Below are 5,119 nucleotides of genomic sequence, written 5' to 3'. Positions count from 1 at the left end.
TCTCGATGAAAAAGCACAGCAAGGCCGCCAGAAAGCAGCCGATCCCACCGAGGAAGCCCGCCACGGCCAGCCGACTCGCCTGAAAGTCCGTGGTCTCGGCGACGAACAGCACGATGATCGTCAAGCCGATGAAAAAGGCGCACAGCGTGAGCAAAGCCACCGCGCCATTGGCCAGCCGCCCGCGCCAGCGCAAGAGCGCGATTTCCGACAGCGCACGCGCGCGGAAGGCAGAATCGGTCGAAGCCAAGGCTTGCGCCTCCACCACGCGCGCGCGGTCGATGATGCGCGCAAGCCGCCCCGCCACCGCCCCGATCAGGCCGGAGACGGCAGTGAGCAAAAACACCGGCGCGACGGCAAGCTGGATGCCGTGCGTGATGGCCGAGGTATCGACGGGCAAAGCCATGGCGGGCTCAATCGGGCGTGAAATTCGCGGTGAATTTGGCCGCATCGGCCTCGAGCTCGAAGGTGACGAGCTGGCCCATCTTGCCGTCGGACAAACGGCAAGCCGCAAAGAGGCTTGCGCGACCTGCGAGGTAGAAGCTCGGCAGGTCGATCAGCGCATAGGGATGCGGCACGAACACCTCGTGCTCGAACACCTCGCGGTGCGCGTTGCGCGGCGAGGGAAACAGCTTGTAGCGTGCCGTCTGAATGACCCGGTCGGACATACGGAACCTCCTAACCCAGCAAGGGCAATGCTGAATAAGTTCCCGCGATGGCGCGCGCCTGGCCGCGGGATGGGATGCGAGGCGCAAACCACAGCCATAGCAGCAGCTATGGCGAGGATTTGCAACGAAGCAGACCGCCCGCAGCCGGGATGCGCGGCACGCGAGGGACTTGTTCAGCGTTGCCCAAAGCCGCACGCAAACGCTGCACGCCCTCGACGATGCGGTCCACGCCGACTGTGGCAAAGCTCAGCCGCAGCGTGGCACGGTCGGGCTGGCTCGCGTAAAAAGGGGCGCCCGGCACGAAGGCGACTCCGCGCTCGATGGCACGGCGCGCGAATTCGTCCCCGTCGGCGAGCGCGCCGCCCGCGCCCGTCAGCCGGGCCCACACGAACAGCCCTCCGCGCGGCGGCACGAACGCGAGGGCCGCGCCCAGCTCAAGCTGCAAGGCTTCGGTCATGGCACGGGCGCGCTCGGCGTAGACCTGACGCACCCGCGCGAGCGTCTGCGGCATGGCGCCCGAGGCGAGGTAATGGGCGGCGGTGGCCTGGGCAAAGGTGCTGGTGTGCGCGTCGCTGAACTGCTTGCACATGGTCGCCTTGGCCAGCAGCTCGGGCGGCGCGATCATCCAGCCCACGCGCAGGCCCGGCGACAGCACCTTGCTGAGGCTGCCGCAGTGCACCAGGCGCGCGCGGCTGCCAGGCACCTCGGCGCTGAGCGCGAGCAGGCTCGGCGGCGGCGGCGCGTCGAAGTAGAGCTCGCCATAGGGGTCGTCCTCGACGATGAGGGTGTCGTGGCGCACCGCCATCTCCAGCACTGCGCGGCGGCGCTCGGCGCTGAGCGTCGCGCCGCTCGGGTTGCCAAAGGTCGGAATGAGGTAGACGAATTTCGGGCGGTGTTGCTCGATCAGGCGTTCGAGCGCGTCGGTCTGCACCCCGTCCCCGTCGATCGGCGCGCTGATGAGCTCGGCACCGTAGAGCCGAAAGCACTGGATGGTGGCGAGAAAGGGCGGCCCCTCGACGATGACCTTGTCGCCGGGCGAGATCAGCGTCTTGCCGATCAGGTCGAGCGCCTGCTGGCTGCCGGTGGTGACGATGAGCTGCTCGGGCGCGACGTCGCGCGCGCCTTTGGTGGCCATGAAGGCGGCGAGTTGCTCGCGCAGCGGGCCGTAGCCTTCGGTGGCGCCATATTGCAGCGCCGCGCCGGGCTCGGCATCGAGCGCGGCATTGACCGCAGCGCGGATGCCTGCGACATCGAACAGCGCGCTGTCGGGGAAGCCGCCTGCGAAGCTGATGATGCCGGGCTTGCCCAGCAGCTTGAACAGCTCGCGGATGGCCGAGGTTTCGACATGGTCGAGGCGTTGGGCAAAAGAAATCGTCATCGTGACCCTATTCGGTTCAGGTTTACGGATGCACAGATCGGTTCAATCGGCGTAGGATGCATCATTCTCTCCGATTCACCACCCGCGAAACGCGCCCCATGCTGGACAACAGCTCCCCCCAGGAACCGCCCGATGCCCCTGCCGAAAGTGCAGCGGTGCTGCGGGTCGTCTGCGCGAGCGAAGCCCACAACGTCGAGACGCCCTATGCCACCCTGGAGCACATCCGCGACGCGGCCTTACGGCACAACCCCCAGGTCGGCATCCACGCGGCGCTCGCGTTTCAAAGCGGATGGTTCGTGCATTGGGTCGAAGGTCCGGAGCGGGCGGTGGATGCTCTGTGCGCCCGCGTGCGCGACGACGATCGCCACTATGGCCAGCGCATCGTGCATCTGAGCCGCGGGCCGCGGCTGTTGATGACGCCGTGGTCGATGATGTTGTCGACCAACCTGGAGAGCCCGCTGCTGATGCGCGAGCGCGTGCTGCACCTCACGCAACAACACGAGCGGGGTCGCCAATATGCGCCGTCCTCGGTGATGCGGCGCCTGACGGCACCGATGCAACTGCCCGAAGCCTTGGACCTGCCCGACCCAGAGTGCTACACGCGCGTGGGCCTGTGCAGCGCGGGCGGCAGCGAAGCGTTCGACCTGCTGCGCTGGCTGGCCAACGAGCGCGAGCTGTTCGTCGACTACCGGCGCTTTGCGGGCGAGAGTGGGCTCGACGCAGGCGGCGCCTTCGTCGACCAGATGTACGGTGCCTACGCGCTGCGCCTGATCGCCGTCGCGCGCGCCGACCTGCTCCACGGCTTGAGGCGCGCGCTCATGCAAGACTGGGCCATGTTCGCGCTGCTGCTTTGCAACGACCCCGAGCGCAACGCGAGTCTGCTCGACCGGGTCGAAGAGGCCTTCGAAGGCGCGATGTCGGTGCCTGAAATCGTGCTCGTTGGCTTCGACGGAGACCTCGTGGGCCAGGCGCTGCGCCACGGCGCGGCCCTGCGCCTCAACGCCCGACCTGCGGCCTATGCCGACCCCGGCCGTGCGCCGACCGTCTGGCGAGCGCTCTCGCCGCTGCTCAAGAACATCGAAGCGCCTCCCGCATCCGGCTGGCCCACGGTCGCATCGGCCGCTGCGCGCTAGCCGCCCCCCCCGATCGTCCTGTCCAGCCGCACACCGACCGACCCGCCGCCCCTGCCTGATGCTCAAACCGAAAGCCATCGAATCATTCTTTGCCGCGCTCGAAGCCGCAAACCCGCACCCAACGACCGAGTTGGAATACTCGAGCGTGTTCGAGTTGTTGATTGCCGTCATGCTCTCGGCCCAGGCGACCGACGCGAGTGTCAACAAAGCCACCCGAGCGCTGTTTGCGGTGGCCAACACGCCGCAGAAAATGCTCGAACTCGGTGTCGAGGGACTCGAGCGCTACATCAGCAGCATCGGCCTCTATCACAGCAAGGCGCGGCACATCATCGAGACCTGCCGCATCCTGGTCGAGCAGTACGGTGGTGAGGTTCCGCGATCGCGCGAAGCACTCGAGTCGCTTCCCGGCGTCGGCCGCAAAACCGCGAACGTGGTCCTCAACGTCGCGTTTGGCGAACCCACGATGCCGGTGGACACGCATGTCTTTCGCGTCGCCAACCGCACCGGGCTCGCCCGCGGAAGCACCCCCCTGGAGGTCGAGCGCCAACTGCTCGAGCGCATCCCCGAGCGCTACCGCACGCATGCCCACCACTGGCTGATCCTGCTCGGTCGCTATGTCTGCAAAGCCCGCAAGCCCGAGTGCTGGCGCTGCGTCGTCGCGCAGGTCTGCGAATACCCCGACAAGACGCCGGCACCGAAGTCCAGCACGCGCTGAGGCCGAAATTTGAGCGATTTTGCCGCTATGCCGGCGTGAATCCGTCGTTCACTGCTATTGTTTTTGAAATCGAGGCATCCATGAGCGCTCGACCGCGGCGCCAAAATCCAACGCCAGCCTTGGCCAATCCGCCGCCTGCGGCAGTTCCCGCGGCCGCGTGCACAACCAATCCAGGGCACGGATGACGCCGGCGTGGGTGATCCAGACCGCGTCCGGAGCGAGGCCCTCCGCCCCTGTGCGCGGCTGGGCTCGGACTTCCTCCGCCACCGCATCGGCCGCCACCGCCACGCGCGCGAGCAGTTGCGCCACGCTCTCACCCCCGCCGACACGGGTATGCGCAAAGTCGGCCATCCAGGCCTCGAATTCCGTGCGGTCGATGGCGGCCCAGGGCTGCCCCTCCCAGCGCCCAAAGTCGAGTTCATCGAGCCGCGCATCGGCGCGCATGGGCCCGAGGTCCGGCCGCAAGGCCCGAAGCGCCTCGCCCAACAGGCGGGTGCGCCGTCGGCTCGAGCTCCACACCGGCGTCCCCGGGGCGAGCCGCGCCGCGATGGCTGCGGCCGCCCGCTGGGTCGCTGCCGGATCGGCCGCAAGGTCGAGCGCGCCATAGCAGCAACCCGGCGCGATGCCCGTCACTGGGGCGTGGCGCACGAGCAGCAGCCGGATCGGGCTATGGTCGGTGGACATCGGGGATGCGTTGTGCCGGTCACGACCCGGATCCAAAGCGGCCGCCGAGGCCTACGGCAAGCCCGAGGTAAAAGCCCAACTCGGCCAGTTGCTGCGTCGCCCCCAGCCCATCGCCAGTGAAGCCCTGCAGCCGCCGCGCCAGCAGGCGCCACATCCACAAAAAGCCGAGGAACGCGCCGAGTACCGCCGCAAACCAAGGCCAAGCCGGCGCCGCCACGGCGAGCAGCATCATGGCCAGCGCCCACCACAGCAACCCCGCGAGCAGACCGGCCGCGTCGATCCCGTCGGCCAGCGGCTTGCTTTTGGACCGCGGCGTGTCGCCCACATGCGGCAGCGTGGCGATCACCAGCAGCGGCAGCAGCCGCGAACTCACATGCGCAGCAAACAAAGCCCAGGCGGTGGCCAGCGCCCCACCCGCCTGCACCAGCAAGCCCAACAGCAGCACCTTGGTCAACAAGGCCAGCACCAGCGCGATGGCGCCATAGCTGCCGATGCGCGAGTCCTTCATGATCTCCAGCGCGCGCTCGCGGCTGACCGCACCGCC

General features: G+C 68.1%; 7 protein-coding genes. 2 read left to right on the top strand and 5 right to left on the bottom strand.

Going from position 1 to position 5,119, the window contains the following annotated elements; genetic code table 11:
- The 3 genes from JHC36_RS04590 to JHC36_RS04580 form a co-directional block, all read right to left on the bottom strand.
- Positions 1 to 403 (bottom strand): DUF2721 domain-containing protein (locus tag JHC36_RS04590; protein ID WP_287916426.1); only part of this gene is annotated, 403 nt, incomplete at its 3' end.
- Positions 404 to 410: 7 nt separating this feature from the next.
- Positions 411 to 665 (bottom strand): hypothetical protein, encoded by a 255-nt coding sequence (locus JHC36_RS04585; RefSeq protein WP_287916424.1) that lies wholly within the window; start codon positions 663 to 665, stop codon positions 411 to 413.
- Between the two features lie 106 nt (positions 666 to 771).
- Entirely contained in the window at positions 772 to 2,037 is a 1,266-nt protein-coding gene (locus JHC36_RS04580) for an aminotransferase-like domain-containing protein (RefSeq protein WP_287916428.1), read from the bottom strand.
- Positions 2,038 to 2,099: 62 nt separating this feature from the next.
- Between JHC36_RS04580 and JHC36_RS04575 the strand changes: the two genes are divergently transcribed.
- Entirely contained in the window at positions 2,100 to 3,176 is a 1,077-nt protein-coding gene (locus tag JHC36_RS04575) for a BLUF domain-containing protein (RefSeq protein ID WP_287916421.1), read from the top strand.
- Between the two features lie 58 nt (positions 3,177 to 3,234).
- Complete coding sequence (gene nth / locus JHC36_RS04570) at positions 3,235 to 3,891, top strand: endonuclease III (RefSeq protein ID WP_287916418.1); 657 nt, start codon at positions 3,235 to 3,237, stop codon at positions 3,889 to 3,891.
- Positions 3,892 to 3,945: 54 nt separating this feature from the next.
- On the opposite strand, the gene JHC36_RS04565 is transcribed toward nth, so the two are convergent.
- Both JHC36_RS04565 and JHC36_RS04560 read right to left on the bottom strand, forming a co-directional pair.
- Entirely contained in the window at positions 3,946 to 4,575 is a 630-nt protein-coding gene (locus JHC36_RS04565; protein WP_287916416.1) for a histidine phosphatase family protein, read from the bottom strand.
- A gap of 19 nt (positions 4,576 to 4,594) precedes the next feature.
- The coding region (locus tag JHC36_RS04560) for an adenosylcobinamide-GDP ribazoletransferase (RefSeq protein ID WP_287916414.1) at positions 4,595 to 5,119 on the bottom strand (525 nt) is incomplete at its 5' end.

Origin of the sequence: Tibeticola sp. (assembly GCF_022759015.1) — a bacterium.
In the GTDB taxonomy this organism is placed as follows: domain Bacteria; phylum Pseudomonadota; class Gammaproteobacteria; order Burkholderiales; family Burkholderiaceae_C; genus Tibeticola; species Tibeticola sediminis.
The sequence above is the reverse complement of the archived record's forward strand: the minus strand, read 5'-3'. Positions and strand labels throughout refer to the sequence as shown.

Bases quoted from the DNA above. Each gene is read 5' to 3' on its own strand.
- JHC36_RS04565 (WP_287916416.1), bottom strand. From the start codon at position 4,575: ATGTCCACCGACCATAGCCCGATCCGGCTGCTGCTCGTGCGCCACGCC.
- JHC36_RS04575 (WP_287916421.1), top strand. From the start codon at position 2,100: ATGCATCATTCTCTCCGATTCACCACCCGCGAAACGCGCCCCATGCTG.
- JHC36_RS04585 (WP_287916424.1), bottom strand. From the start codon at position 665: ATGTCCGACCGGGTCATTCAGACGGCACGCTACAAGCTGTTTCCCTCG.
- nth (WP_287916418.1), top strand. From the start codon at position 3,235: ATGCTCAAACCGAAAGCCATCGAATCATTCTTTGCCGCGCTCGAAGCC.